Genomic DNA, 25,375 nt, shown 5'->3' with positions numbered 1-25,375 from the left:
AAAAATCTTAGGGTCTCTACTAATTGGAATCTGTTTTAGAAAGCTCTTTGGCAATCGTTTTGAGTGCCACAAACTTCGGTTTGATCTCCGAACCTTCTTTTAAGTTTTGAATACCATCATATACCACTCGGTCGTCTGTGTTTAGTCCTGAGTCTATGATATAGAAATGTGGTAAACGTTTGGAGGTTTTAATAGCCCTAGATTTTACTTTGTTTTTGTTATCGACTACATACACATACATGCGGTCTTGAATCTCAAAAGTAGCTTTTTGAGGAATAATCATTGCATTGCGGTAGCGTTGCAAAATGCGAACTTTACCCGTTGCACCATGTTTTAAGACTTTTTGAGGGTTTGGAAAGCGTGCACGGAAGGCAATATTACCAGTGCTTTTATCAAATTCCCCTTCACTAGTTTCTACATGACCTTTGTAATCATGTTCTTCACCGTTGGCTAGTAGGAGCGTTACTTGTGGTGCTGTGTCTTTTTGCTTTCGAGCATTATCAGCAATGTCTAAATATTCTTTTTCAGAAACATCAAAATAGGCAAAAACTTCATCGTTTTTAGAAATGGTTGTCAATAAAGTTCCATCTTCCATCAAACTCCCAGGTTTGTTTGGAATACGGTTGACAATCCCATTAAAGGGTGCTTTTATTTGAAGATAAGTGAGTTTGATTTTGGCAAAAGACTCATTGGCTTGCGCTTCTTCTACTTTGGCGCTAGCAAGCTCTACTTTGTTTTGAGCAAGTTCAAGTTCAGTTTTCGAAACTACGTTTTTATCAACTAGTTTTTTTACATTACTAAAGTCGAGTTCAGCGGCTTTGAGTTCTGTCATGGTACTTCTGACTACTGCCTTGGTACGCATGTACTCTTCTTTCAATTCGGGGTTGTTGATGGTAAATAACAACTGACCTTGTTGTACATATTTACCTTCATCGATGTAAATTTTCTCTAAATAGCCTTTAATGCGAGCTCTGATTTCTACATTTTGTACCGCATTGATTTCGGCTACGTAATCATTGTGCAAAAAAGTATCTACCACAATTGGCGAGGTTACTGTAAAGTTTTCAAGCGTGATGTCAGCTTTTTCTTCCTTTTTGTTGCAGGATGCCAATAGTACGCAAAGGCTGGCTGCGAACAGAATTCTCTTCATAATTTTTCTATTTGTCTGAATGAGATAATCTTCAAGTGACAAAAGGATGTACTCCTCCTGTCTTTTGAGCTTATCAATATATTGAATCAAAGTGCTTATTGCTTTAGTTGAGTTAAGGTGTCATATGGAGCTAAACCATTGATTATGTGGTTTTTCAATGCTACGCTATTACTAACAAACTGTAACAATTTTATAAATTCAAAGATTATGGAAAGGAGAAATTATGAGCTATAGCCTACTGTGTTGAATAGGAAAGTAGCTGGAGATGCTCCGACAAGCACCTCCAACAGTTGTTTTTTGTTTGTTGATTAATTGGATGAAGTATAATTCAAAAAGTATCATTTTCTATTTCATCTCTGAAACAGAGGCTGTTTTTTGAATCTAGTAGGTATTCTAGTGGAAAGATAATATGTTATAACCGAGGAGGGGGTGTAAACTGCTTTAGTTCTACACCATAATAGTTTAAGAAATACCCAGTTGTGATTCGTGTCAATATTGATACTCCTAACCAATGATTCGGTTCTTCTAACAAACACAAATTTGTATTGGATGAAAAATCTTGATTTTCGTCTTCTTGATTTGAATCAGAAGTCGTTAGGTCAAAATCATCCGATGGATGTTGTGTTTGTTGTGAGCTAAGAGGAGCCAATTGAAAAGACTTGTATAATCGTTTTGGCGTATAAAATCTTTCTTTTGTACAATTTTGACTATTGTGAGCTACAACTGAATTAATGTGTATGAACATCAATAATAGAATGAAAATAGAAAATATTATATGTGGTTTACACTTAATCATTCTACTGATTTTTACAAAAATACGATTTTATAGTTGATAAAAGTCGATGTTTGTGTGATTTTTTAGATAAATGAATAAAAATAGGATTTGAAAAGCCTATTTTTATAGATGAAAAATGATGTTCACTGATAAAATAGGTATTTAAATCGTGGTTGGGTAATATTTGAATTATCCAATTAATCAAGTACTTGCTAGTCTTTAAGTAAAATGATTTGGACAGTCAGCTATCAGATAAATAACAACATTCTATAAAGCTAGAAATGAAAAAGCAGATACCTTGTAAGGAATATGCTTTGGATATTGCTGAAAGCTGACTACCAATCGCTAATACTATTATTTTACTTCTTCGTAATCGATATATTCGCCGCCATTAAAGTCATCTGAGTTTTTGCCTGACTTTGGTGGTACAAAATCCACATCTACTTGACCATCACGTTTTTTAGGACGGTTGGTGTTTGTATTGGGATTATATTGTTGTTGAAAATCCTGTTGGGCTTTGTTGATTTGTGAAACCACAAAGCCTCTCAATACCCATTTCAATAATTTTGGAAATACAAAGAAAATGAGCACTACTATAAGAACGAATTTGAGCATTTCAATAAACAGTTTTGATAAATGACCGATAAATTCCCATTAATGGTTTCTTGGGCTTTTGACATCAAAGTTAATCAAATGTTTAGTTGACTTTATGGCTAATTAACAAGTTTTTATAAACGGTTGTTTGATTAGACCACAGGCATAAACAAAGGTATCAATGCCGAATGATTTTGTATTCGGAGGTGAACCTCCATAATTATGGACATAAAAAAAGGAGTTAACGTTGTGCGTTAACTCCTTTTTAGGTGAGAAATTTGTCACAACCGAATAACAAATGTCTCTATTTCTTGGGACTAAAGATAGTCTATCCTTTATTTCTAACGTAATTTTAAGGTTACCAATGATACCACAACCAAGATAATACATACAATCCAGAAGCGGGTTACGATTTTGGATTCGTTATAGCCTTTTTTCTGGTAGTGGTGGTGGAGAGGTGACATTAAGAAAACACGACGTCCTTCGCCATATTTTTTCTTGGTGTATTTAAAATAACTTACCTGAATGATTACGGATAAGTTTTCGACTACAAAAATACCACACAATACAGGAATCAAGAGCTCTTTACGGATTACGATGGCCAATGTAGCAATTACGCCACCCAGCATTAAACTACCCGTGTCTCCCATAAATACTTGTGCAGGATAGGCATTATACCACAAAAATCCGACACAAGCTCCCACAAAGGCGGCACAAAAGACCGCCAGCTCGCCACTGTTTGGAATAAACATGATGTTGAGGTATTGTGAAATAACCTTATTCCCAGACACATAAGCCAAAATCGCTAAACCTATACCGATAATAACTGAAGTACCTGCAGCGAGTCCATCGATACCATCAGTAATGTTAGCACCGTTTGAAATAGCTGTAATGATGATAATAACTACAAGAACATATAGGATCCATGTGTATTGGTCCATCGAATCGGGCAACAAATAACTGTAGTCAAACTGGTTATTTTTTAAGAAAGGAACCGTAGTGATTAAGTCTTTGGAATCGGTAAATTTTTGAACTTCTCCAATATTGGCAGCAATAGTCGCTTTTTCGTAAGTACGTACTTTGATATCGTCGTTAAACCACATTGTAAGTCCAACAATTAGTCCAAGCCCAACTTGTCCAACTATTTTAAATCGTCCTGAAAGTCCTTCTTTATTTTTACGAAATACCTTGATATAATCATCTAAAAAGCCCACTGCGCCTAACCATACGGCTGTTGTAATCAACAAAATAATATAGACGTTGTGAAGCTTAGCAAAAAGTAAGGTTGGTACCAACAATGATAACAGGATAATAAAGCCACCCATAGTAGGCGTACCTTTTTTTTGCATTTGTCCCTCAAGACCCAAATCGCGGATATCCTCACCGATTTGAAGTTTACGGAGCATGTTAATAACCGTTTTGCCCCAGATTGCTGCAATACCCAATGAGGTTATCGTGGCAGCAATGGCACGGAATGTGATATATTGAAATACCCCTGCACCTGGGAAGTCAAAATGTTTATCTAAATAATCAAAAAGATAATAAAGCATGGTTCAGTGGATAGAAATTTGATGAAAAAGGGATGTTTTATTTGTCAAATTTCTACTTTTTTGTTGAATAAACTTTGTTAAAAAATGGAAAAGTTTTGCCTAAACAGGAGCATTGCGCTATCTACAAGACAATTTGCCGCTAAATATTTTGATCGTCTCAAGTCTAGACTATATACCAAAAGCTTCACGGATGATAACTCTATCGTCAAAATCGTGTTTTACTCCTTGAATATCTTGATAGGTTTCGTGTCCTTTACCTGCTACCAAAATAATATCTCCATTTTCAGATAGCTCATTAATGGCAAAATGAATCGCTTCTTTTCGGTCGATAATAGTTTTAGTTTTTTTGAAGTCGATAGGAGGGACACCTTTTTGCATTTGTGCCAAAATCTCCTCAGGGTCTTCAAAACGAGGGTTGTCTGAGGTCAGAATAACTTTATCACTGAGCTCACAGGCTATTTTTGCCATAATTGGGCGCTTAGTCGCATCACGATTTCCTCCACAGCCTACAATCGTAATTACTTGCTGATTTCCATCTTTGATTTGCTTGATGGTCTTCAGAACATTTTCGAGTGCATCTGGTGTGTGTGCATAATCTACAATACCAACTTTGCGAGTATCAGGCGAAACAATTTGCTCAAAACGCCCTGGTGCAGTTTGTAGACTCGACATATTAATGAGTACTTCATCTTTGTCTTCACCCAAAAGTATCGCTGCGCCATAAATAGCCATCAGATTGTAGGCATTGAAAGTACCAATTAATTGGAAATGAACTTCTTTGTTGTCAATTTCCATTTCCAATCCATAAATACTGTCTGAAACAATACGACCTTTTACGGTAGCAAGCGTTTCGAGCGAGTAAGTGCTAATGCTTGCTTTGGTGTTTTGTACCATCACTGAGCCACGACGGTCGTCGATATTGACCAAAGCAAAAGCTGTTTTGGGCAACATATCAAAGAATCCTTTTTTGGCTTTGATATAGTTGTCAAAAGTTTTGTGAAAATCTAAATGGTCGTGGGTAATGTTTGAGAAAATTGCTCCTGTAAATGATAAGCCCGTAATACGGTGCTGAACAACCGAGTGTGAGCTCACCTCCATGAATGCATAGGTACAACCCGCCTCTACCATTTCTGCCAAAAGCTTATTCAAATTGATAGAATCGGGAGTGGTATGCGTGGAAGGAATTATGGTATCGTCGATTTGGTTTTGAACTGTCGAAATCAAACCACAACGGTATCCTAATTTTCTGAAAAGTCTAAACAGTAATGTAACCGTGGTCGTTTTACCATTTGTGCCAGTAATCCCTACTAGCTTAAGTTTGCTAGAAGGATTATCATAAAAGTTGGATGAAGCATAACCCAACGATTCGGCCGAATCGCTTACTTGAATATAGGTTACATTAGGATGAATCACTTCTGGTAAGTCCTGACATAGAATCGCGCTAGCACCCAATTCTATGGCTTTTTCGATGTACGAATGACCATCGGTTTGAGTGCCTTTTAGGGCAGCAAAAAGCGTTTGTGGACCAACCTGACGAGAGTCGATGGTGAGTTGAGAAATCTCTACTTCGGGATTACCCAAAACAGAGATTGTTTTTACTTGTTGGAAAATTTGTGTAACTGTTTTCATAAGGTAACATAAAAAGCGCTTTGTGAGCGCTTTTCAGGAATTATATAAACTTTTTACTTTTAATCGCAGGAATCACTTTCGAGTCAATCAAGAATAGTCGTTGCTTGTGGCTACCTACCTTGACATAGAAGTTGATTTTGAGCGGAACATCAAAAGAGCCTTTCTGAATTTTGATACTCAGAGGACGTTCTACGCCGTTTTGCTTTGATTGTTTCTGGATTTCTTCAATATCTTTACTCGAAAATTCTTTCTTACCAATAATGCGTTGATTACCAAGGGATAGCTCTACGAGAATATGCTCAGCGCCACGGATTTCACGACTAAGCGAATAAAATACCCCAACTTCGGTAATTTTTGATTTGTTATTGCTATTGCTCAGGTCGTCGTCGGCATCATCAAAACCGTTGGCATAAAAACTCACGTTGGTAATAGTTACGTGAAGTTTATCGTCGAGAGATTCTATGACATCATTGGTTTCTTTCAGCTCAAATTCAAGCTTTTTTACCTCATTTTGCTTTTGAGCAAGTACATCTTCTAGCTGATGAATGGTAGTATTTTGCCCTGAAATAATGCTATCTTTTTGCTTGATAATTTTCTGGAAACTGGTGATTTTAGTTTCGTATTCACCAATTGTTTTATTCAAACGAACCTGCAATTCATCTTTCTCTTTTGAAAGCTGATTGATTTGGCGTTGGAGCATTTGAACCATTTCTCTACGTTGTTCTTCGCTTTGTTCCTTACTTTCTTTTTGAACTGTCTCAAGTTGTTGTTTTAGCTCATCGATTTTACGTTGCTTTTCTTGAATTCCATCTCTGTTATCCTGAATATCTTCCCTGAGTCGTCCCATATCGGTATTGATGGTTTTGATTTCCTCAGTATTCATTTGCATCTGACTCACTTGGAGTTGTGCTTGGATATATTGATGATAAAGAAAGTATCCTAGGAGTAGACCTGCTCCAACTATAACGCTGTTTCGTATGGTCTTATTTTTTTGTGGTGGTTCGGTTGATTGTGGGTTCGGCACAAAAGATGTCATGCGATTAATGGCTTGATAAATAGCTTGTGATTTTTAATACGGGAAACTAAAAATACGAATATTTACCTACATACATTGAAAAAATAGCAAAAAATGCATTAATACGCTCTAGGCTATAAGCCGTAGGCGTTAGGCAAGCACAATTTTTAGCCTATGGCATATAGATGCTGCCTGAAGCTCCTATTATTTCTGTCTTCAAATAACGAATTACTATTAACTAATAACGTCTCTTGTTTACTGAAGAATAAGCTCGATGGTACGCCCTGAGGTAAAGTTTGCGCCAGGAGGGATACTCTGACTTGTGACTTTCCCAATTCCTTTTACTCGTACTTTTAAACCCTTATTTTCTAAGACATACATAGCATCGCGCAATGACATACCACGAGTGTCGGGTACACGGTTCTTCTTATTGTATTTGATTTCGTAATTGAACGAGTTTTGGCTGTCTTGTTTTACAGCAGTCCAGCCTTCAGTTTGAGGGCTTTTGTCGATAGACATTTCATCATTGAATACCTTAATGTCTGACGAATGTGCAATGACTTTTTGTTTAGCAAAATTTAGTTTTGAGCCGTCTTCCTTAATCAATAGCTTATGCATTTGAATATCATTAGCATAAATTTTATCCGCAATCTCTTTAAATACAGGAGCACAGGCATCACTGGCATAGAGGGCTTCTAACTTAACGCCACGAGGGTTGTCAATCACTACGGCAATACTATATTTGGGTGATTCGGCAGGGAAAAAACCCATAAATGAGGTATAGTACATTCCTTCTCGGTATTTGCCATTGATGAGTTTTTGAGAAGTACCCGTTTTTCCAGCAATTTTGTACATAGGATTGTTGATGTTTTTGGCAGTGCCGTGCTCAACAACACCTTCTAGCATCTTACGAACTTTTTCTAAAGTTTTTTCTGAACATATTGGGTCTGGATAAACTGTTTGCCCAACATGAAAATCTTGCACAACTTCGTCCGCAATTTTGGTGCTTTTCACAATGATGGGTTGAATCCATTTGCCATTATTAGCCACGGCATTGTAAAAAGTAAGCATTTGTAATGGCGTGATAAGTTCGCCATAACCAATAGAGTTCCAATACATGGCTGTTTTGTCACCAGCTTTTGGCTCGTTGATTACGGGAGAAACATCTGGTTTGAGCTGAAATTTGAGTGGTTCATTTAAGTGAAACTTTTTCAGATACTCATAATATTTTTTTTGCTTTGCATCACCAAAATATTTCTGCATCAAGCGCATAATCCCTACGTTGGAGGATACTTCAAAAACCTCTTGCGCAGGAATCATTCCATGACCGCCCTTTTTTGAATCTTCGGTGGTGAGTGTTCCGATTTTGATAGTACCGTCGCCCGTATTGACCAATTCAGTATTTTCTAAACCTCCTTCTTCCATAATGGCAATCATTGATGGAAGTTTGAATACCGAGCCTGGGTCGGTACGATTGAGTACGGCGTGGTTATAAGTTTCGGAATAATAGGAGCTATCTTTGCCAACTTTTGAGAGATTGGTCATTGCCTTGATTTCGCCAGTGGCTACTTCCATCACAATCACACAGCCTTTGTCTGCACGGTACTTGCGAAGTGCATTCATGAGCGATGTTTCGGCAACGTCCTGAATATTGACATTGAGCGTACTGTGAACATCTAGCCCCTGCACAGGAATACTTTTTTCGCCACCTTCTACAGGTCGCCAACTTCCTCCGACAATTTTTTCGAAGACACCTTTGCCAGATGTTCCCGAAAGCTCAACATCGAAAGCATTTTCGATACCTACTTTTTCTTTATCTTTTTTATAGCCAATGGTTCTTACACCCATTTTTTCAAATGGATTATAGCGCACATTTACTTTCTCAAATACAACGCCTCCCTTATACTTACCAGCTCGAAACACTGGCCATTTTCTCATTTTCTTAACATCCTGATAAGAAATTAAGTCATTGTTGAGGACGATATAGGTGATTTTACGACGTCTTGCTAGGTCAATTTGAGAATAATATTCTTCGGCAGTTTTATCATGATAAAAATTGGCTAAAGAATGACAAAGTGAGTCTATACCATCGTCATAGATTTTAGCATTTTTCTTATTCCTTCTACTTACCAAAGGGTCAAAACCCAATTTGTATTTGGGAAGAGAAGTAGCTAATAAACTACCATCATCGGCAAATATATTTCCACGAACAGCCTCAATCGTACGCTCTTCTACATAAGACATTTTTGCTTTTTCACGCCATTTATTACCCTCGATAGTTTGTAGAAAAAATATCTTCCAGATAATACCCGCAGCCAATAAGAGCATAAACAAAAACATAGCACGAATACGTATGACGATGTCTTTCTTGATATTCATAACAAAGGGATTATTGATTGAAGAACCCATTAATACAGGCTCGACGAGATTACAAAATGCTTGATAGATATAAACTTCTATTGGTTGAGTGCCTTATTACGTTTTGGACTGTAAGCCATAGGAATTAGGCTTAAAGCTTACCAATCTTTAACAATGATTTTGGTAGGAGGGGTTTTGTTTTCCTCAATGCCCATAGACTCCACTCTTTTGATGATTTCAGACTGTTTTCCTGCTTTCATAAAATCAGCTTGTTGAGTGGTATAGTCAGCACGTAGCTCTTCTACTTCAGCTTTGGTTTTGTCTATTTGGTGAATCAAACTCTCAGAGTGTAGCGACGACGCAATGTAGAGTACAATCAAAAAAGATAGCCAAAGCAGATAGCGCAATTGATAAGCAGGGAACTCCCCCCCAAGGAGGCGATCCATATTGAAAATTGCATCAATAATCGAAAATAGTCCCTTGCCATTACCCTTGCGAGTTGAGCTAGATTTGGGTGTTACATTCTTCGAAACGTTTCTTGCCATTGTAGGAGAAGGTTGAGAGTCGTTACTTAGACAATGTTGCAATACGAAGTTTGGCACTACGAGAGCGGTTGTTGCGAGCTAATTCATCAGCAGAGGCCTCAATAGGTTTGCGAGACACAGCTTCGAGCGGTTTGTCAACAGTTCCGTAAACGATGTCTTTTTGAAGTTCGCCATAGAAGTTGCCTGCTTTGATATAATTTTTCACAAGACGGTCTTCTAACGAGTGGAAAGTCATAATACACAAACGACTGTCGGTATCGCGCAATAATTCTGGTGTTTGTTCAAGGAACTCCTGAATGACATCCAATTCCTGATTTACTTCAATACGAATAGCTTGGAATACCTGTGCAAAATAGCGGAACTCCTTAAATTTTGGCGCATATTTTTCCAAAATTGCTTTGAGCTCACCAGTAGTATTGATAGGCTGATTCATTCGTTCAGAGCAGATAGCACCAGCAAGTGTACGAGCGTTTTTGATTTCGCCGTACATACCAAAAATTTTATGCAATTGCTCTTCAGGGTACTTATTAATAACAGTATAGGCCGATACTTCTGCTTTTTGATTCATACGCATATCTAGCTCGCCGTCAAAACGAGTTGAAAATCCACGAGTTGGCTCGTCGATTTGGTGCGATGAAATACCAAAGTCAGCCAATATTCCATCTACCTGTTTGACACCGTGTAGGCGAAGATATTTTTTGATATATCTAAAGTTGGCTTCAATAAAAACTAAGCGTTTATCCTCAATAAGATTGGCATTCTTTTTAGCATCTGGGTCTTGATCAAAAGCATAAAGTTTGCCTTTTTCGCCAAGTTTGTCCAAAATTGCTTTAGAGTGCCCGCCTCCACCAAAAGTGACGTCAACATACACGCCATCGGGGCGTATATTGAGTCCTTCTACGCACTCATGAAGCATTACAGATTCGTGATACATGATTTTTAGGGTATGAAGTGATTAAAGTAAGTTAAGGGATAAGTACCAAAGGCACAAAGGCATAAAGTGATAGTTATTCGAGTACTTGATTCCCTCCAATAACTCTGTGCCTTTGTGCCTGTTCCCTTATTTGCAATAAGGCCTACTTTTTTCTCTGGTTAATAAAAGACCAATTCCCACAAAAATACAGAAAAACTTATCAGCATTCTAGTGCAATTTGAGAAACCTTTTTTCTTTCCTAAGCCAGCATCATACTTAGCACGCCAAGTATCATAAGAATTTTGCAGGCATCACTCAAAAAAGCAAAATCTTTTGATTTGTCTGCATATACCAAGCGGTAGGTCAAAAAGCCTAAAGGAAGCATCAATGCCATAAAAACATATCCAATACGGCTATGTGGGAGCTGGGTTGCCAAAATGAAAAGTAAAGCAGTGAAGATGGCGATAAGGCCATAAAGGAGTAATTTGGTGCGGGCGATTCCCCAGATGATAGGCAAAGTTTTGCAACCGTGTTTTTCGTCACCTTTGAGGTCTTCCATGTCTTTGATAATCTCTCTAATTAGGGTGATTTCAAAAGAGAATATTGCATAAATCCACACCTCGCGCTGATGCCCAGGATAGTGTACTGCCAATACCAACAACGAAAATCCCGTGAGAATTGCAATCATTAAGTTACCCCAAAACGGCAAACGTTTCAATTGATTGGAATATAACCACAAACAAAATACGGCTAAAAGATTGACTAAGAAGACTTTTTTGCCCACTAATAAACCTAAAAGAAGTCCTGCTACATTAAAGATTTGGTTGATAACCATAGCCCAACGGCGTTTGATATATCGTCCAATAACAACCCGATGAGGTTTGTTAACTAAGTCTATCTTTATATCATAATAGTCGTTGATAATATAGCCAGATGCCGCAATAAAAAGCGTTGATAATACAATCAGTGCAAGCTTGTAGTCTAACAATACCTCGATTACATTGCTCCACGTCAAATCGGCTTCTAGGATCAAGAAGATTCGAGTGAAGTATTGGGTGAAAGCAATAATCAGCAAATTAGGCCATCGAATAAGCCGAACAAATGCCAAGATAGATTGACCCAAAGTGACTTTATGAGAAGTATTTTCCATGAAAACAAAATTACACGCTTTGTTTTATTTGTTGTTATGAGTTAACGAGGTATCTGTTAAAAGCTAATCCACAAAAAATCTAATGTTTTTTACAAAATAGATTTATTAGCTATCTGCAATATGACTAATTATCTACCTAACATGAATACCCTTGAAGAAATTCTATTGATTAGGGAGAAAATTTTGATTTTTCGGTGTTGTATTCTCAAATCATGTTTTAATAAAGAAGGAGGAAAATTATAAATTACGCTTGTTAAGCAAAAAGATTTTCAGGATTCATGATATATCCGTTATCCTTTTGGCTTATTCCCAAATGATTACAGCCCAGAGATTAAGACTCTTGGCTAAATGATGATACCAAATGGTAACTGTTCCATAAATATTATTCTATTTTGTAGTTTTAAACAGTAACGAGTAATAAAAATCGATCCCCATTAGCTTGTTCGTTATCTCGACTATCTAATGTGAAGTACATCAGACTACCATCAAACACTCAATCTCAAGTAATTCAATGAAAATCGGAATAGTATGTTATCCCACTTATGGCGGTAGTGGTGTTGTAGCCACAGAGCTTGGAAAAGCACTTGCCAAAGCAGGGCATGAAGTACATTTTATTACCTACAGTCAACCGTCGCGTTTAGATTTTTTTAATGAAAATATTTATTACCACGAAGTAAGTGTATCAAGCTACCCTTTGTTTCAATACTTGCCGTATGAGTCGGCTTTGGCGAGTAAAATTGTCCATGTGGTATTGACTGAAAAGCTCGATTTGTTGCACGTACACTATGCGATTCCACATGCTTCGGCAACGTATTTGGCAAAGCAAATTCTGAAATCCAAAGGGGTACATATTCCTTTTATTACTACGCTTCATGGTACTGATATTACCTTGGTGGGAAAAGACCCTTCTTTCGAGCCTGTGGTAACTTTTTCAATTAATGAGTCTGATGGAGTGACTGCCGTGTCTGAAAGTCTCAAAAATGATACTTATGAGGAGTTTGAAATTATCAGTAATATTCAAGTGATTCCCAATTTTATCGATTTAGAGCGTTTTAAAAAACTCAGAAAAGACCATTTTAAAATTGCGATATGTCCACATGGCGAAAAACTGCTCATGCACACGTCCAACTTTAGAAAAGTAAAACGTATTGAAGACGTCGTGAGAGTTTTTCATTTGGTAAATCAGAAAATACCAAGCAAATTGCTATTAGTTGGTGATGGTCCAGAGCGTACTTCTATCGAAATGCTTTGTCGTGAGTTAGGGGTGCAAAACGATGTACGCTTTTTGGGTAAACTCGATGTTATTGAGGAAGTTTTGTCACTAGCAGATATTTTTTTACTATTGTCAGAAAAAGAAAGTTTTGGTTTGGCTGCGCTCGAAGCTATGGCCTGCGAAGTGCCTGTGATTTCGTCAAATGCTGGCGGTATTCCTGAAGTAAATGTTCATGGTGTAACTGGGTTTATCAGTGAAATTGGCGATGTAGAAGATATGGCCAAAAACACTATTTACATTCTTGAAGATGAAGAACGTTTGCAAACCTTCAAGAGAAATGCCCTCGACCGAGCTAAAGAATTTGACATTGCTAATATTTTACCTTTGTACGAACAGTATTACGAACAGATTACAGCAAAGAGCTGGAAATTTCCCGAAAAAATGTTTGTAGACTAAAATCTGTTTATGCTAGCAACTAAAATAGCAAAAACTTAAATGTACAATAGGCACAAAGTGTATAGATGAGTGTAGAGGGACTACTGGGTCACTCTACATTCTATTTTAAAGTAAAAGGATGCTAAAAAGATCAGATTTAGGCTTGTAGTTTGATGTCAAAAATCCGATTTAATATTAACAAGATTCGTTATCCATTAACAACTAGACCGTGAGTGTTGTATAGAAAACTTTCAGCACTTCCATTGATGCCTATGACACCCAATATTCCTGAAACTACCAAAAAGCGTGTGGTAATCATTGGCGCAGGTTTTGGTGGTTTAAAAATTGCCAGAGACCTAGCCGATAGCGAAGACTTTCAGATAGTGTTGATCGATAAAAACAACTATCATCAGTTCCAACCTCTTTTTTACCAAGTAGCTACCGCAGGCTTAGAACCATCGGCCATTTCATTTCCGCTTCGCTTGGCCTTTCATCATCACAAAGACGTACATGTCCGTATTACCGAAGTAACCGAATTGCGTACCGACTCGAAGGAGATTATTACGCAATTGGGCGCTATTCGCTATGATTATCTGATTTTGGCGATAGGGGCAGATACCAATTTTTTTGGACAAAAAAATATCCAAGAAAAGGCACTACCGATGAAATCAGTGGGAGAGGCTTTAGGTTTGAGAAATAGGCTGTTAGAAAACTTTGAGAATGCATTGGTTTCCGATAGTGACGATGTCCGTCAAGGATTGATGACAGTGGTAGTTGTGGGAGGAGGACCTACGGGTGTGGAAGTGTCAGGTACTTTGGCTGAAATGAAACGCCATGTATTGCCGAAGGACTACCCTGAATTAGATTTTGATTTAATGAAAGTATATATCGTTGAGTCAGGAGGGGAATTGTTGGGACCAATGTCAAAAAATGCACAAATCAAATCGAAGGAATATTTAGAGCAATTGGGTGTTAACGTTTATCTAAATACCCGTGTAACTGACTTTGATGGCAAGTATGCGTATTTGAATAATGGTGAAAAAATCCGTACCAATAATTTGGTTTGGGCAGCAGGAATTAAAGCTAATTTTATCGAAGGACTAAACCCAGAAATACTGGCTCGCGGAGGACGAATTAAGGTCAATAGATACAACCAAATAGAAGGTTATCAAAACATTTTTGCCATTGGCGATGTTGCCTTTATGACCGAGGATGCCTATCCAAACGGTCACCCGCAAGTGGCACAGCCAGCCATTCAACAAGGAAAGTTACTATCTAAAAACCTTCCAAGACTTTTAAGAGGTAATCCATTGGAAGAATTTACCTACAAAGATTTGGGTTCGATGGCTACGGTTGGGCGTAACTTGGCTGTAGTGGATTTACCCTTCTGGAGATTTCAGGGGTTCTTTGCATGGTTGACATGGATGTTTGTACACCTTATGTCGATTGTAGGTGTCAAAAATCGTCTTTTAATCTTCATCAACTGGCTTTGGAATTATGTTACCTATGATCAGTCTTTGCGACTAATCATCAAACAAAAATCGCCCAAAGTAGATGATTGATGAAGAATAAAACAGATTAGAACAGTAGGAAAAAAAGTGAATTGTGACAAAAATCAATAAAAATTAGGAAATAGGAACTTTAAAAGTTTGTATCTTTGTTGTTATAATTCAATAATAAGACCTCATTCCTATTAAAATTATTGTTTTAGTGCAATTTTAATAGAAGGACTACTCATCACGTATATCACGATATGGAAGCGAATCAGAAAAAAATGAGACCCAAAAACAGTGGAACCAAACAATTGTTTGAAAACCCAATTTTAGAGAAACTGTCTAGAACTCACATTGCTGTTCCTGTAACGATGTTCTTTGTATCTGGAGCGGTTTTAGGATGGTATGCCTTTACTTATACAGACCTTTCAAACGCTTTGATAGGTACGCTGTTTGGTGTTGGTGCTATCACATTTACTTTTATCGAATATTGGGTTCATAGAAGTGTTTATCATATTGACCCAACTACTGAGGCTCGTGCCAAATTCCAATATGTAGCACATGGCGTACACCACGAATATCCAAAAGATAAAACTCGTTTGGCTATGCCTCCTGTATTAGCTATAGTAGTGGCTGTAACCTTGTTTTCATTATTTTTTGTATTGATGGGCGAGGCTGCTTATGCTTTCTTCCCTGGCTTTATTTGGGGATATGCTAGTTATTTGTTGGTTCATTATGCGGTTCATGCGTATGCACCACCAAAAAATTTCTTGAAGCAATTGTGGATTAACCACGCAGTACACCATTACAAAGATGGTAATGCTGTATTTGGGGTTTCTTCTCCACTTTGGGATTATGTTTTTGGTACAATGGATACTATGGACAAATCAAAAGTTTCAGAAAACTTGTAAGAAATATAGATGAACTTTTAATATGTACTTCATCCGTAGAGACGCACTATTTGCGTTTAAAGGTTTGTCATCATAAGTTTTAGCATAAAAAAAGGCGGTCGAAAAACTCATTTCGACCGCCTTTTTTTATGATTCGTTCTTGATATTTTTCCTTGCAAACAAACTTTTCTTTATGGTGTAATAGATTAGTTTTAACCATCTACCTAATGAAGTGAGGTCACTTCCGAAATTCCCAATCCGCTATCCAATATCACAATCCTGCATATACTTTAATCCAACCGCCATCAGGGCAATCTTGTAGCATTTGTAAGGTTGTTTTTTGCAAAACAGGATGAACCCAATCAGGGGCAACATCGGCAAGAGGCACTAACACAAATTTGCGTTCTTGTACAAATGGATGAGGAATCACCAGTTGAGTATCCTCAAGAACTAAGTCGTTGAAATAAATAATATCAATATCAATACAACGTTCGCCCCATTTTTCTACACGTACTCTCCCTAGTTCAATTTCTATTTTTTGGATTTTTTCTAAAACCTCATGTGGAAGTAAAGAAGAATTTTCAATTTTTAATATCAAATTCAAAAAACCTGCTTGATTTAAGTTGCCCCAAGGCTCTGTTTCATAAATATTTGAAATAGAAAGATTTGTACTTATGTTTTGTCTAATAAGTTGTATTGCTTGATTCAAATTCTCTTCACGATTGCCCAAATTTGAGCCCAGAGACAGAAAAAGCGTTTGGAGTTTTGGCGCTTGCATTGTATTTTTAATATAAACGATATACGCTGATAAACCTATCAGCAATTAATTTTTGGATGCTTACTCTATTGCCAGAAAGCAGTACAAAGTTAGTTTTTGTAGTACTAGTTTAACACTCAAACGTGGAATATTATGAAGAACAGGAATGTAAATAGGGGCAACTTGCTTATTTCAGAGCCTTTCTTGGGCGACCCTAATTTTGAGCGAAGCGTAGTGTTAATTTGTGAGCATCATAATTCCTACGGGTCTTTTGGTTTGGTGCTCAATCAAACTTCTAATCTAGTACTAGCCGATGTCCTAGAAGAAAATGTATATCCTGACGTTCCTTTGTTTATCGGAGGGCCTGTCCAACAAAATACCCTACATTTTGTGCATCGTCGACCTGATTTGATAGATGGTGGGCAAGAGTTACTCAAAGGCGTTGTTTGGGGTGGAAATTTCGAACAAGTCAAACGTCTTTTGAACAATGGAGTACTTCACCCCGAAGATATTCGTTGTTTTTTGGGCTATTCGGGTTGGAGTGGCGAGCAACTCAAAAATGAACTTGAACAAGATTCTTGGATTGTCGCTTCAGCTACCTCCGAAATTGTATTTGATACGCCTTCAGATTCTTTTTGGCGAACTGTTCTTAAAGGAATGGGCGGTGATTTTAAGGTAATGGCCAATTATCCTACAGATCCGCGACTGAATTAATATTGGAGGAATTGTAACACCCTAAGTTGTGTGCTTTCGAAATAGACTTTTGACATAGTATAGGGCAGCTGACAAATAGGTTTGTTGGCTGCCCTATTTTTATAGACAAATGTTAAAGTATCTAAAAATGGAATGATTCTGGTAAGAAAATGTTTTATTTAGAGCAATAATTCAGAATAAGTAAAAGAAGTGATTAGGTAATAGTCTTATTACTGGACAAACCGAGTAAGGAGTACTCAGGTGTTTAGACTTGATCGCTCAACTTTTATTAGTACAGTTGTAAACTGTTTAAAAGTAAGTCCAAAACGAAGTTGTGAACGGGGGACTGGCTATACTTAAGAAATCAAAAAAACAAATTCGAAATAGGTTAAAAAGTTCACAATTCATCATTCACTAATTCATAATTAATCAAGTATGACGGACCCTAACGAACTATCTGTATTTGAAGATGACCCAGATATTCCAGAGCTTACCACAATTTTTACCAAAGCACAAGACCGCTATATGTTATTGGTTGGAGCTTTGGGGGCGCTGCTATATATGGTGTATTTTTTGAATCAAGCAGAACTATGGTCAGGGCTTTGCATGTTGATACTATCTTCTTATTTGGGTTGGATTTATGTGAAACATAATAAACCACAACCTAAAATTATTCTTTCGCAAGAAGGCATACAATTGCTTGGTCAACCTTTTGTTTCGTGGGCTTTGGTGCATGGGTTACATATCAAGCCAGAGGTAAAGAAAAATGTATATACCGAAAACCTGATTTTTGTCAATAACGGACGAATTCAAGAAATACCCATCAGCCAACTCGATATTACTTCGTGGCGATTAGAGCATTTGCTCGAAATATATCAAGGCCGTTTCCGTTATGGCTCCGTTACGATTTTGCCCGACGATGAAGAAAAACCTCAATTATCCCTTGAATAGTTATAGTCTGTATCATATTTCCCCTTCATAACTACCTGAATTAATTTCTCCAATTGTATGAAATCTAATTATTTACTATTGTCTGCTTTACTACTGAGTATGAGCTCTTATGCTCAACAAATCACAGTAAATTTTGAAGAGTACGAGCCCAAATCTACCTTAGTAGTACCCGAGCATATTACCACAAAAGCCAAATTTCCTTTTATCGACGTTCATAATCATCAATGGAATTTGCATGAAGAAAAAGAAAATTTGGACAAGTTAATTACCGATATGAATGCCCTCAATATGAAGTTGATGGTCAATTTGAGCGGTAGAGGTTGGACAAGCGACGAAGCCAAAAGTACTCAAACTCTAACCAAGCAAATCGAGCAGATAAAACAGTATTATCCAAGTCGTTTTGCGGTATTTACGAATATTGATTTTGCCAATATCAATACCAAAGGCTGGACTGAAAAAGCGGTTAAAACTTTAGAAGAAGATGTAAAGCTGCGTGGTGCTAAAGGGTTGAAAATTTATAAAAACCTTGGTTTTTCGGTAAAAGATGGAGATAAATTGGTGCGTGTCGATGACCCACGACTAGATCCAATTTGGAAAAAAGCAGGTGAATTAGGCATCCCTGTACTAATTCATACGGCTGACCCAGAGCGTTTTTGGCAACCTGTCGACCGTTTTAATGAGCGTTGGCTTGAACTTAAATTGCACCCAGACAGAAAGCGAAATGCAGGCGAAAAGTCTAATGACTTTACATGGGAGCAGCTTATTGAGCAACAACATAATGTTTTTAAGAAAAATCCTAAAACCAATTTTATCGCAGCGCACATGGGCTGGTATCCGAATAACTTACCCAAATTGGATAGCTTGATGGACGAAATGCCCAATATGTATGTCGAAATTGGAGCGGTGATAGCGGAGTTGGGTCGTCAGCCACATACGGCTAAAAGATTTTTTGAAAAACGTCAAGACCGAATCCTGTTTGGAAAAGACTCATGGGTACCTTCTGAGTATGCTACTTATTTTAGAGTATTAGAAACCAACGACGAGTATTTTCCTTATCACAAGAAATATCACGCATTCTGGAGAATGTATGGCTTAGGTCTTTCAGATAGTATCTTGAAAAAAGTTTATTATAAAAATGCCTTAAGACTTATTCCAGGATTAGATAAAAGTCAGTTTCCTGAATAGGATGAATCGTTATCTGTTATTGGTATATCTGTCTTGCTAGTGCTGGCTTCCAAGCCAGTACTAGCAAATGCTAAGGCTTCCAAGCCGTAACTTCCAATGGCAATATCCCTTAGGCAAGCGACAAGATACTTTTTTGATTTTGTAACAGATATACCATTAACTGATAACATCTTTAACATTACACCATGAGATTTTTGCTTGTATTATTATTGAGTTTAATAAGTTGGAGTGTTTTGAGCCAAAATACTCGTCTGGGGCGTATTCGGAAAGCAGTGGATAGTACGGGTAAATACACACCAATCAAATATTTGGCAATAGAGTATGCTAAAGGCTATGCTCGAAAGCTAAGATTCTTTGAGGAAAGCGATATATCGTTCCAATTGAATGGAAACAAAACCCGCTATACTGGTCGTATTGAACAGATTGCTGATAGTACTTTTTTCTTTACAGATGAAGAAAGTCATGTTACTTCCGAAATAGCCTTGAAGAATATCGCAATGATATTTTCACCCTATCGTCATATTCCTTTTGTATCCAAAGGAGCGGGGACTATCGCAGCAGGAGGGATAATGTTTTCATTAATTGATGTCCTTAACCAAGTGCAGCGCAACCAACCCATTAAACTTAGTCCAGGGTTATTGGCGTTTAGCGGGGTATGTATTGGAATAGGTCTTATTGCCAAACCTTTATCTTATCCTCAATACAAAATCAGCCAGAAACGACGCTTGGTCGTGCGATTCATGTAACAAATTAGGAAAGATTAGGTTCATGGATTAATTTTGTTATTCTTCTGAAAAGAATCCAAACGCTGGCGTTTGCTAATGCTTTGGAAGATTCTAATTAACCAAATAAACGATGCCAAGGCTCGACTTTGACATCCACAATCCGACATTGACCTTGAAAAAGTTATTATTACACAAAGTACAACAGTCTTTCCAAACGGAAATTCCTTTACCGTCTTCAAAATCAGAATCTAACCGTGCTTTGATTATCAACGCACTTGCCAAAGGGCATGATAATTTGTCAAACTTGGCAGAGGCTCGTGATACGCAAACCATGATGCGTTTATTAGCGTCCAATGACCCTATTGCTGACGTTATTGATGCTGGTACAACCATGCGTTTTTTGACAGCCTATTATGCGGTAACTGGTCAAATCAAAACCATGACAGGTACACCTCGTATGTGCGAGCGCCCTATTGGTATTTTGGTAGATGCCTTGCGCGAGTTAGGTGCTCAAATTGACTATGTAAAAACTGAAGGCTATCCTCCATTACAATTAAATGGTTTTGATTTTAAAGGAAACAATCGTTTGGCGATACGTGGCGATGTAAGTTCACAATATATTTCGGCATTGTTGATGGTAGCGCCTTTGTTGCCAGAAGGCTTAACTTTGGAAATTACAGGAGAGTTGGGTTCAAAACCCTATATCGAAATGACCTTGAAACAAATGGAAGCATTTGGCGTACAAGCTCAGGCAGATTGGGACGCAAAAACGATCACTGTAGCACCACAAGCCTATAATCCTATCCAGTATGCCGTAGAATCAGACTGGTCTGGGGCGAGTTATTGGTTCTCGGTAGTGGCTTTGTCAGATAATGCTGATGCTTCTTTGGAATTGTTAGGATTAAAAGAAAACTCTTTACAAGGCGACTCAGTAGTTACTGACATTATGAGTCACTTGGGCGTGAAATCAGAGTACACGGGTCGTGGGTTTAAATTGACTAAAATAGAGCCTGCTACTTCATTAGAATGGGATTTTACGAACTGTCCAGATTTAGCACAAACGATTTGTGTGGTGGCTGCTGCTAAAAATATTCCATTGACCTTGACAGGAATTGAGTCTTTGAAAGTAAAAGAGACAGACCGTATCATGGCGCTTCAAAATGAGTTAATCAAGTTTGGCGCAACCTTAAAAGAAGTCGAAACCAATCATAAATACCAATTGACTCCTGCTGCGGCTGAGCGTCAAGTGGTGCCTGTATCGGTGCACACTTATGACGACCACCGCATGGCAATGGCTTTTGCTCCGTTGGCATTGGTAGAAGATGTAGTAATCGAAGAGCCAGATGTGGTAGTAAAATCATATCCAAGTTTCTGGAATCACTTATCTAAAATCGTAACGATTGAATAATTGTGAATGATGAATGAGTGAGTTGTGAATGATTTTTCAATAAAAAAGAGTCCGTGGAACTAGGGTTTTACGGACTCTTTTTTTGTATTGTGAATATGTGATTCTACTTAGTGGGTGAATTTATTCGCCCGTAACAAAAAGGTTTTAATTGATCTAAAAGGTTGACACTACGATAGAAAATACCAATAAATCAGACTTCTTATGAGCAAAATAAAAACTTTTGTATAGTCCTGATTCATATCTCTACAATTTATACTAACCCTTCCCATAACCACTCTGACTTTCAAATAGATATAAGGAAGTTTAGAGTATTGCTCTAAAAAATTTCTTTGGTCTAATGAGAATCAAATAGCAAGTTTTCATGTATATTTAAAATTAAGTAATTGATAATCAATGTATTAATTTTGTGTTTTGTTTGACTGTTTTATAAAAAGCTCAAACAAAATCGACCTTTTTTAGACATTCATTCTTTATTCTTTACTAAAAATATCGATAGACCTTAAACAAAACTTGTATGTTTGATTTGTCCTCAGACAGTAGTTCGGATGCTTTTATGAACATCCGATTAATTCATCCACTACTGATTGGCAATGAATTTATGACACCACCTATTGCCTTGTCCGAAGAGGCACAAAATGATTATGAACTAATTTGCCGTTATGCCATCAAACAAGGTTGGATTCGCTGGGCAGATTTTCGTTTACACCTTAAAAATCCTTCTCATGCCGTTGTGATTACAGACCCTCAACAAACTATTCTGTTAGCCAGTACTGGTTTTGAGCGTATGACTGGTTATACGCCTAAATTTGCCAGAGGTAAAAAGCCCAAGTTTTTACAAGGAAAAGATACCGAAGCTGAAGTGCGAACTTTGATACGTGAGCATATCCAAAAGCGAATTCCTGTAGAAGGTGTTTTGACGAATTATCGACCTGATGGAGAGCCTTATTTGTGTAAAGTGCAGATTATTCCAATGTTCAATAAATCGTATGAGCTAGTCAATTTTATTGCCTTAGAAAACGAGGTATTTCCCCAGATTCAGCCATAACCAATAAAGCCCAATAGAACATTTTACCGAATTTTGTAGTTTTGGTTAAAACATCATTAACCAAGCTTATGGCGTATGTCCATAGGTAAAGACTAAAAATCAGCATTAAAATCATTTTCCAATGAAAAAAAGCATTATTCTCTCCGCTTTGTTTGGGCTATTAGTAAACACTTCCTTGTTGGCCAACACAGCTCCTAAGAAATCTCCTAAAGCACAGAAATCTATTAAGTTAAAAGCTGATGTTGATAACGGTGGTTTGACACTCCCAAAAGGTATTGGCGCCCTAGTAGTAGCCGATGGTTTGGGTAAAGCTCGTCACTTGGCTGTAGCTCCTAATGGCGACGTATATGTTCGTTTGAACAAATTGGTAAACGGCAAAGGTACTGTTGTATTGAAAGATACTGATGGTGATGGGAAAGCAGACCAAAATACATCTTTTGGTAATTTTTTGGGTACTGGTATCGTCATTGGTAACGGCTATTTATATGCTTCGTCTGATACATCGGTAGTGCGCTATCCAATGAAAGACGGAAAGTTCGATGAGGCTGCTGGAGAAACAATCGTAACTGGGTTGGAACACTACAGCGAACACGGTTCAAAGTCTATCGAGTTGGATGACAAAGGACATTTGTATGTAACTTTTGGTGCACCATCAAACGCTTGTCAGGAGAAAAACCGCCAAAAAGGTTCTAAAGGAATGGATCCTTGTCCTATTTTGGAATGGCATGGTGGTATTTGGCAATTTGATGCCAACAAGAAAAACCAAAAACAAGCTGATGGCGTGCGTTATGCAACGGGTTTACGTAACGTAGTAGGCTTGGATTGGAACAAACAACAAGGTGAATTGTATGCAATGCAACACGGTCGTGACCAGTTGAATACCATGTTCTCGACTTTGTATAATGCCGAACAAAATGCAGAATTACCTTCTGAAGAGTTTTGTTTAGTGAAAAAAGGCTCTGATTTCGGTTGGCCATATTGTTACCATGATCGTTTCCAAAACAAAAAAATGTTAGCGCCAGAATATGGTGGTGATGGTAAAATTCAAGAACGTTGCGAAGGCAAAGACCAGCCTATTATGGCTTTTCCTGCTCACTGGGCACCAAACGCCTTGTTGTTTTATACAGGAAATCTATTGCCAGCTAAATATAAAAATGGCGCATTTATTTGTTTTCATGGCTCGTGGAACCGCGCTCCATTAAAACAAGGAGGCTATTTTGTGGCCTTTGTTCCTTTTGGTAAAAATGGAAAACCATCAGGAGAATATGAAGTATTTGCAGAAGGTTTTGCTGGTGGTAGCGAAATCAAAAATCCTAACGAAGCAAAGGCGCGCCCGATGGGCTTGGCACAAGGTCCTGATGGTTCATTGTATATCAGTGATTCGGTGAAAGGAAAAGTTTGGAGAGTTATCAAAAACTAAACATCATCTCATGTTCAAATATATTGTTACTGGTCTGTTGTTGGTAGGAATGTTAGGTTCGGCAGTTTCAGCAAGATACGGTCAAAAAAATACAATACATAAAGCCATACAGGCAGACTCAGGTCAGCTAGTTTATGAAAACTATTGTCTGGCTTGTCACCAAGAAGATGGGAGTGGAGTACCCAATCTGAATCCTCCACTGATTCAAAATGAATGGGTTTTGGGTGATTCAGTACGACTGATTAAAGTTGTTCTAAATGGCTTGAAAGGCGTAGAAGTTGCAGGAGAAAGTTATTCAAATGAAATGCCTTCTCATGATTTTTTAAGTGATAAAGACATTGCTAATGTGCTTACGTACATTCGTAAAAGTTTTGGTAATAAAGCAAGCGTTATTACTCCTGCCATGGTAAAAATGCAAAGAGCTAAGAAATAATATTTTTAGTAAAATGCTTGATTTTCAGTAAAATAGCTTTTCTGTTAAGGCTTTAATTCTTTAGTTATAAACTTTTTTAGAGTTTAGACACTTTTGAATTAAAGCCTTTTTTTGCAACTAAATATTGAAATTTTATAATTTTATGTAAGAATATTATTAAAATAGTGCTAAATTTGAAATAATATTTGCTATCCCGCCATTTGTAGCAGATGCCTATCTTTATTGAACCCAAACTTTATTTCCTAAACAACCTCTATGAAACAGTTTTCCTTAGCTTTTGCTATGATGGGTCTCCTTGTCATGGGATTTTCCTTTTGTGCACAGTCTCAAATCAAAGCTCGTTCGAGTCGCGATGTTCTATTTGATGTAAAAGTAAATGATGATAGTCGAGCCGTACTCAGCTGGGTAAGTACAGAGGGGCATCGTCCTGCAAGATTCATTGTACAACGAAGTAAAGACAACGACACTTTCTTCGACATTCGTGAAATTCCAGTAAAAGAAAACATGGCCGATGAAAGGTTACAGTTTACGTTTACTGACTCCAAAATCCTTCGTTATTCAGAATATTATCGTATTGTAGAATATGAGCAAGACGGGCAGTTTAATGTTTATACCTCGATTGCAGCCAAAATTACATCGCCTGTTATTGTTGCTAGACAAAATGATCGCAATGTGATTACAGTTACCGTAGAAAGTAATACCAACGTTACGGCATTAGTAGGTACAGAGTCTGGTTTGGGCGTTCCTTGTGAACAAGAAGCTAGTTCTGATGCTAATAGTGTTGTGTTGAAATCGCTATACCCTTTAAATTCTGGAAGTTATATCGTCAAACTCCGTTCTCCTGGTGGCGAAAGACAGTTTAAGTTTACCGTGAAAAGTGATGAACGTATGATTTCGGATTAGGTTTTTTTAAGTGAACAGGGGCAAAGGCACAGAGGCACAAAGTGTTTTTAGGGGATAGGGGTGAGGGTATAGTTTTTTTGAAAAAAGTGAGAAAAAGTAGGTTAGAAGTGAGTAGATGGCGTGTAGGATTTTATTTACCCTAATC

23 protein-coding genes are annotated in these 25,375 nt (G+C 37.6%); 12 read left to right on the top strand and 11 right to left on the bottom strand.

What is annotated here, in order from left to right; translation table 11 throughout:
* Window positions 1-19 precede the first annotated feature (19 nt).
* From QM481_RS23315 to QM481_RS23270, 10 genes are all read right to left on the bottom strand, one after another.
* Window positions 20-1,150 carry an efflux RND transporter periplasmic adaptor subunit gene (locus tag QM481_RS23315; RefSeq protein WP_166551647.1) on the bottom strand — a complete coding sequence of 377 codons (1,131 nt, stop codon included), beginning with the start codon at window positions 1,148-1,150 and terminating at the stop codon, window positions 20-22.
* Window positions 1,151-1,562: 412 nt separating this feature from the next.
* Entirely contained in the window at window positions 1,563-1,895 is a 333-nt protein-coding gene (locus QM481_RS23310; protein WP_283383565.1) for a hypothetical protein, read from the bottom strand.
* Between the two features lie 384 nt (window positions 1,896-2,279).
* Window positions 2,280-2,540 carry a DUF4834 family protein gene (locus QM481_RS23305; protein WP_283383564.1) on the bottom strand — a complete coding sequence of 87 codons (261 nt, stop codon included), beginning with the start codon at window positions 2,538-2,540 and terminating at the stop codon, window positions 2,280-2,282.
* A gap of 320 nt (window positions 2,541-2,860) precedes the next feature.
* Window positions 2,861-4,069: a phospho-N-acetylmuramoyl-pentapeptide-transferase gene (gene mraY, locus QM481_RS23300; RefSeq protein ID WP_095164149.1), complete on the bottom strand. Its 1,209-nt coding sequence runs from the start codon at window positions 4,067-4,069 to the stop codon at window positions 2,861-2,863.
* Window positions 4,070-4,237: 168 nt separating this feature from the next.
* Entirely contained in the window at window positions 4,238-5,698 is a 1,461-nt protein-coding gene (locus QM481_RS23295) for a UDP-N-acetylmuramoyl-L-alanyl-D-glutamate--2,6-diaminopimelate ligase (RefSeq protein WP_283383563.1), read from the bottom strand.
* A gap of 40 nt (window positions 5,699-5,738) precedes the next feature.
* Entirely contained in the window at window positions 5,739-6,734 is a 996-nt protein-coding gene (locus QM481_RS23290; RefSeq protein ID WP_283383562.1) for a coiled-coil domain-containing protein, read from the bottom strand.
* Window positions 6,735-6,968: 234 nt separating this feature from the next.
* Window positions 6,969-9,092 carry a PASTA domain-containing penicillin-binding protein gene (locus QM481_RS23285; RefSeq protein WP_283383561.1) on the bottom strand — a complete coding sequence of 708 codons (2,124 nt, stop codon included), beginning with the start codon at window positions 9,090-9,092 and terminating at the stop codon, window positions 6,969-6,971.
* Window positions 9,093-9,229: 137 nt separating this feature from the next.
* The gene (locus QM481_RS23280; protein WP_283383560.1) at window positions 9,230-9,616 is read right to left on the bottom strand and encodes an FtsL-like putative cell division protein; all 387 of its coding nucleotides are present in this window, start codon (window positions 9,614-9,616) and stop codon (window positions 9,230-9,232) included.
* Between the two features lie 22 nt (window positions 9,617-9,638).
* Window positions 9,639-10,550, bottom strand: a complete 912-nt coding sequence (rsmH, locus tag QM481_RS23275; RefSeq protein WP_283383559.1) for a 16S rRNA (cytosine(1402)-N(4))-methyltransferase RsmH — start codon at window positions 10,548-10,550, stop codon at window positions 9,639-9,641.
* 238 nt (window positions 10,551-10,788) lie between these two features.
* Window positions 10,789-11,679: a geranylgeranylglycerol-phosphate geranylgeranyltransferase gene (locus tag QM481_RS23270; protein ID WP_166551639.1), complete on the bottom strand. Its 891-nt coding sequence runs from the start codon at window positions 11,677-11,679 to the stop codon at window positions 10,789-10,791.
* 511 nt (window positions 11,680-12,190) lie between these two features.
* Here QM481_RS23270 and bshA point away from each other — a divergent pair.
* The 3 genes from bshA to QM481_RS23255 all read left to right on the top strand — a co-directional run bounded on the left by bshA (window position 12,191) and on the right by QM481_RS23255 (window position 15,731).
* Entirely contained in the window at window positions 12,191-13,348 is a 1,158-nt protein-coding gene (bshA, locus tag QM481_RS23265; protein WP_166551638.1) for an N-acetyl-alpha-D-glucosaminyl L-malate synthase BshA, read from the top strand.
* 251 nt (window positions 13,349-13,599) lie between these two features.
* Window positions 13,600-14,889 carry an NAD(P)/FAD-dependent oxidoreductase gene (locus QM481_RS23260; protein ID WP_283383589.1) on the top strand — a complete coding sequence of 430 codons (1,290 nt, stop codon included), beginning with the start codon at window positions 13,600-13,602 and terminating at the stop codon, window positions 14,887-14,889.
* 212 nt (window positions 14,890-15,101) lie between these two features.
* The gene (locus QM481_RS23255; RefSeq protein WP_240915659.1) at window positions 15,102-15,731 is read left to right on the top strand and encodes a sterol desaturase family protein; all 630 of its coding nucleotides are present in this window, start codon (window positions 15,102-15,104) and stop codon (window positions 15,729-15,731) included.
* 250 nt (window positions 15,732-15,981) lie between these two features.
* Here QM481_RS23255 and folK read toward each other — a convergent pair whose 3' ends face one another.
* On the bottom strand, window positions 15,982-16,488 hold the full coding sequence (folK, locus tag QM481_RS23250; RefSeq protein WP_283383558.1) for a 2-amino-4-hydroxy-6-hydroxymethyldihydropteridine diphosphokinase: 507 nt from the start codon (window positions 16,486-16,488) through the stop codon (window positions 15,982-15,984).
* A gap of 132 nt (window positions 16,489-16,620) precedes the next feature.
* Here folK and QM481_RS23245 point away from each other — a divergent pair, with 132 nt between their 5' ends.
* From QM481_RS23245 to QM481_RS23205, 9 genes are all read left to right on the top strand, one after another.
* Window positions 16,621-17,181 carry a YqgE/AlgH family protein gene (locus QM481_RS23245; protein ID WP_166551635.1) on the top strand — a complete coding sequence of 187 codons (561 nt, stop codon included), beginning with the start codon at window positions 16,621-16,623 and terminating at the stop codon, window positions 17,179-17,181.
* A 414-nt stretch (window positions 17,182-17,595) separates the two neighbouring features.
* The gene (locus tag QM481_RS23240) at window positions 17,596-18,111 is read left to right on the top strand and encodes a hypothetical protein (protein ID WP_283383557.1); all 516 of its coding nucleotides are present in this window, start codon (window positions 17,596-17,598) and stop codon (window positions 18,109-18,111) included.
* Window positions 18,112-18,168: 57 nt separating this feature from the next.
* A complete protein-coding gene (locus QM481_RS23235) occupies window positions 18,169-19,296 on the top strand; it encodes an amidohydrolase family protein (RefSeq protein ID WP_283383556.1) in 1,128 nt (375 codons plus the stop codon).
* A 185-nt stretch (window positions 19,297-19,481) separates the two neighbouring features.
* Window positions 19,482-20,042 carry a hypothetical protein gene (locus QM481_RS23230; protein WP_166551632.1) on the top strand — a complete coding sequence of 187 codons (561 nt, stop codon included), beginning with the start codon at window positions 19,482-19,484 and terminating at the stop codon, window positions 20,040-20,042.
* 151 nt (window positions 20,043-20,193) lie between these two features.
* Complete coding sequence (locus QM481_RS23225) at window positions 20,194-21,429, top strand: 3-phosphoshikimate 1-carboxyvinyltransferase (RefSeq protein WP_283383588.1); 1,236 nt, start codon at window positions 20,194-20,196, stop codon at window positions 21,427-21,429.
* A 514-nt stretch (window positions 21,430-21,943) separates the two neighbouring features.
* Window positions 21,944-22,474: a PAS domain-containing protein gene (locus QM481_RS23220; RefSeq protein WP_283383555.1), complete on the top strand. Its 531-nt coding sequence runs from the start codon at window positions 21,944-21,946 to the stop codon at window positions 22,472-22,474.
* 121 nt (window positions 22,475-22,595) lie between these two features.
* Window positions 22,596-23,894: a PQQ-dependent sugar dehydrogenase gene (locus QM481_RS23215; RefSeq protein ID WP_283383554.1), complete on the top strand. Its 1,299-nt coding sequence runs from the start codon at window positions 22,596-22,598 to the stop codon at window positions 23,892-23,894.
* 10 nt (window positions 23,895-23,904) lie between these two features.
* The gene (locus QM481_RS23210) at window positions 23,905-24,327 is read left to right on the top strand and encodes a c-type cytochrome (protein ID WP_283371980.1); all 423 of its coding nucleotides are present in this window, start codon (window positions 23,905-23,907) and stop codon (window positions 24,325-24,327) included.
* A gap of 255 nt (window positions 24,328-24,582) precedes the next feature.
* Window positions 24,583-25,230, top strand: coding sequence for a hypothetical protein (locus QM481_RS23205; protein ID WP_166551628.1), 648 nt, complete (start codon window positions 24,583-24,585; stop codon window positions 25,228-25,230).
* The last annotated feature ends 145 nt before the right edge of the window (window positions 25,231-25,375 follow it).

The sequence above is a fragment of the Flectobacillus rivi genome, assembly GCF_030056655.1.
GTDB lineage: Bacteria > Bacteroidota > Bacteroidia > Cytophagales > Spirosomataceae > Flectobacillus > Flectobacillus rivi.
This window is presented reverse-complemented; position numbering and strand designations above follow the sequence as displayed.

Bases quoted from the DNA above. Each gene is read 5' to 3' on its own strand.
- QM481_RS23315 (WP_166551647.1), bottom strand. From the start codon at position 1,150: ATGAAGAGAATTCTGTTCGCAGCCAGCCTTTGCGTACTATTGGCATCC.
- QM481_RS23310 (WP_283383565.1), bottom strand. From the start codon at position 1,895: ATGTTCATACACATTAATTCAGTTGTAGCTCACAATAGTCAAAATTGT.
- QM481_RS23305 (WP_283383564.1), bottom strand. From the start codon at position 2,540: ATGCTCAAATTCGTTCTTATAGTAGTGCTCATTTTCTTTGTATTTCCA.
- mraY (WP_095164149.1), bottom strand. From the start codon at position 4,069: ATGCTTTATTATCTTTTTGATTATTTAGATAAACATTTTGACTTCCCA.
- QM481_RS23295 (WP_283383563.1), bottom strand. From the start codon at position 5,698: ATGAAAACAGTTACACAAATTTTCCAACAAGTAAAAACAATCTCTGTT.
- QM481_RS23290 (WP_283383562.1), bottom strand. From the start codon at position 6,734: ATGACATCTTTTGTGCCGAACCCACAATCAACCGAACCACCACAAAAA.
- QM481_RS23285 (WP_283383561.1), bottom strand. From the start codon at position 9,092: ATGAATATCAAGAAAGACATCGTCATACGTATTCGTGCTATGTTTTTG.
- QM481_RS23280 (WP_283383560.1), bottom strand. From the start codon at position 9,616: ATGGCAAGAAACGTTTCGAAGAATGTAACACCCAAATCTAGCTCAACT.
- rsmH (WP_283383559.1), bottom strand. From the start codon at position 10,550: ATGTATCACGAATCTGTAATGCTTCATGAGTGCGTAGAAGGACTCAAT.
- QM481_RS23270 (WP_166551639.1), bottom strand. From the start codon at position 11,679: ATGGAAAATACTTCTCATAAAGTCACTTTGGGTCAATCTATCTTGGCA.
- bshA (WP_166551638.1), top strand. From the start codon at position 12,191: ATGAAAATCGGAATAGTATGTTATCCCACTTATGGCGGTAGTGGTGTT.
- QM481_RS23260 (WP_283383589.1), top strand. From the start codon at position 13,600: ATGACACCCAATATTCCTGAAACTACCAAAAAGCGTGTGGTAATCATT.
- QM481_RS23255 (WP_240915659.1), top strand. From the start codon at position 15,102: ATGAGACCCAAAAACAGTGGAACCAAACAATTGTTTGAAAACCCAATT.
- folK (WP_283383558.1), bottom strand. From the start codon at position 16,488: ATGCAAGCGCCAAAACTCCAAACGCTTTTTCTGTCTCTGGGCTCAAAT.
- QM481_RS23245 (WP_166551635.1), top strand. From the start codon at position 16,621: ATGAAGAACAGGAATGTAAATAGGGGCAACTTGCTTATTTCAGAGCCT.
- QM481_RS23240 (WP_283383557.1), top strand. From the start codon at position 17,596: ATGACGGACCCTAACGAACTATCTGTATTTGAAGATGACCCAGATATT.
- QM481_RS23235 (WP_283383556.1), top strand. From the start codon at position 18,169: ATGAAATCTAATTATTTACTATTGTCTGCTTTACTACTGAGTATGAGC.
- QM481_RS23230 (WP_166551632.1), top strand. From the start codon at position 19,482: ATGAGATTTTTGCTTGTATTATTATTGAGTTTAATAAGTTGGAGTGTT.
- QM481_RS23220 (WP_283383555.1), top strand. From the start codon at position 21,944: ATGTTTGATTTGTCCTCAGACAGTAGTTCGGATGCTTTTATGAACATC.
- QM481_RS23215 (WP_283383554.1), top strand. From the start codon at position 22,596: ATGAAAAAAAGCATTATTCTCTCCGCTTTGTTTGGGCTATTAGTAAAC.
- QM481_RS23210 (WP_283371980.1), top strand. From the start codon at position 23,905: ATGTTCAAATATATTGTTACTGGTCTGTTGTTGGTAGGAATGTTAGGT.
- QM481_RS23205 (WP_166551628.1), top strand. From the start codon at position 24,583: ATGAAACAGTTTTCCTTAGCTTTTGCTATGATGGGTCTCCTTGTCATG.